At 68.2% G+C, this 2,226-nt stretch carries 1 protein-coding gene; it reads left to right on the top strand.

The features are described 5' to 3' along the window. Positions 1 to 2,226: molybdopterin-dependent oxidoreductase (locus tag ABZ749_RS34210; protein ID WP_357235330.1), on the top strand; the 2,226-nt coding region annotated here is incomplete at both ends.

Here is a 2,226-nt window from a genome sequence, read left to right as displayed (position 1 = left end):
GGGCGGGTCAGTCAGATCGAGGGTGATCCGGATAGTCCGATCTCGCGGGGTCGGCTCTGTCCGAAGGGTTCGGCGAGCAAGAGCCTGGTGACCAGCCCGCTGCGGCAGACCACGGTCCGCTACCGCCGGCCGTACTCGACGCAGTGGGAGGATCTGGAGCTTGACACGGCGCTCGACATGATCGCCGACCGGATCCTCGCCGCCCGCGAGGAGACCTGGGAGGACGTCGACGCTGAGGGCCGGCCGCTCAACCGGACGCTGGGCATCTCCAGTCTCGGTGGGGCGACGTTGGACAACGAGGAGAACTACCTCATCAAGAAGTTGTTCACCGCGATGGGGGCGCTGCAGATCGAGAACCAGGCCCGTATTTGACACTCCGCCACCGTCCCCGGTCTGGGGGCCAGCTTCGGTCGCGGCGGTGCGACGGATTTCCAGCAGGACATCGCCAACGCTGACGTGATCGTCATCCAGGGCTCGAACATGGCTGAGGCACACCCGGTGGGTTTCCAGTGGGTGATGGAGGCCAAGCGTCGGGGGGCGAAGGTCTTCCACGTCGACCCCCGGTTCACCCGCACGAGTGCGGTCGCTGATGAGTACCTGCCGATCCGGGCGGGCACGGACATCGCGCTGCTCGGTGGGGTGGTGCGCTACATCCTGGACAACGAGTTGGACTTCCGGGAGTACGTGCTCGCGTACACCAACGCGGCGACCATCGTCAGCGAGGAGTTCAGCGACACCGAGGACGGCGACGGCTTCTTCTCCGGCTTCGACCCGGAGACCGGCGCCTACGTGCAGGACAGCTGGCAGTACGAGGGGCACGAGGGTTCGTCGGGCAGTGGGCACACGGCGCAGGAGCGGGACAGCGCGGCGGGGTTGACGCACGAGTCGCACGGCGCGCAGGTGAGCGGCCAGACCCGCCGCGATGAGTCGTTGCAGCACCCGCGCTGCGTCTACCAGATCCTCAAGCGGCACTTCGCCCGTTACACCCCGGAGATGGTGGAGCGGGTCTGCGGCATCTCGCAGGCGCAGTTCCTGGAGTTGGCGCGGGCGTGGACGACGAACTCCGGCCGGGACCGCACCGGCATGCTGATCTACTCCGTGGGCTGGACGCAGCACAGCGTGGGTGTGCAGTACATCCGCACCGGCGCGATCATCCAGCTCCTGCTGGGCAACATGGGCCGCCCGGGTGGCGGGGTGATGGCCCTGCGCGGGCACGCCAGCATTCAGGGCTCGACCGACATCCCGACGTTGTTCAACCTGCTGCCCGGTTATCTGCCGATGCCGCATCACGCCGAGCACCCGAGCTTCGAGGAGTGGGTGGACAGCATTCGCCATCCGGGGCAGAAGGGGTTCTGGGGTAACGCTGGGTCGTTCGCCGCCAGCCTGCTCAAGGCGTACTGGGGTGACGCGGCGACGCCGGAGAACGACTTCTGTTACGGCTACCTGCCTCGGCTGACCGGTGATCACGGCACGTACCAGCAGGTGCTGAACATGATCGACGGGAAGATCAAGGGGTACTTCCTGCTCGGGCAGAACCCGGCGGTCGGTTCGGCGCACGGCCGGGCGCAGCGGCTCGGGATGGCCAACCTCGACTGGTTGGTGGTCCGCGACCTGTTCATGATCGAGAGCGCGACGTTCTGGCAGAACGGCCCCGAGGTCGCCACCGGCGAGATCGTGCCGCAGGAGTGCCGCACGGAGGTGTTCTTCCTGCCCGCCGCGTCGCACGTGGAGAAGGAGGGCACGTTCACCCAGACGCAGCGGTTGTTGCAGTGGCGGGAGAAGGCCGTCGAACCGCCGGGCGACGCCCGCTCCGAGCTGTGGTTCTTCTATCACCTGGGCCGCAAACTGCGGGAGCGGCTGGCCGACTCGCCGCTGCCGCGCGACCGTGCGCTGCTCGACCTCACCTGGGACTATCCCACGCACGGTCCGCACGCGGAGCCGAGCGCCGAGGCGGTGCTGCGCGAGATCAACGGGTACGACGTGGCCAGCGGCCGTCCGCTGTCCAGTTTCGCGGAGGCCCGCGCGGACGGCTCCACCGCGATCGGTTGTTGGATCTACACCGGCGTGTACGCGGACGGGGTGAACCAGGCGGCCCGGCGCAAGTCCCGGCACGAACAGGACTGGGTGGCCGCCGAGTGGGGTTGGGCGTGGCCGGCGAACCGGCGCATCCTCTACAACCGTGCCTCCGCCGACCCGGACGGCAACCCGTGGTCCGAGCGCAAACGC

This window comes from Micromonospora sp. NPDC047753 (genome assembly GCF_040642735.1).
Lineage (GTDB): Bacteria > Actinomycetota > Actinomycetes > Mycobacteriales > Micromonosporaceae > Micromonospora.
Note: the sequence above shows the minus strand (reverse complement) of the source record. Positions and strands in the feature narration are given on the sequence as shown.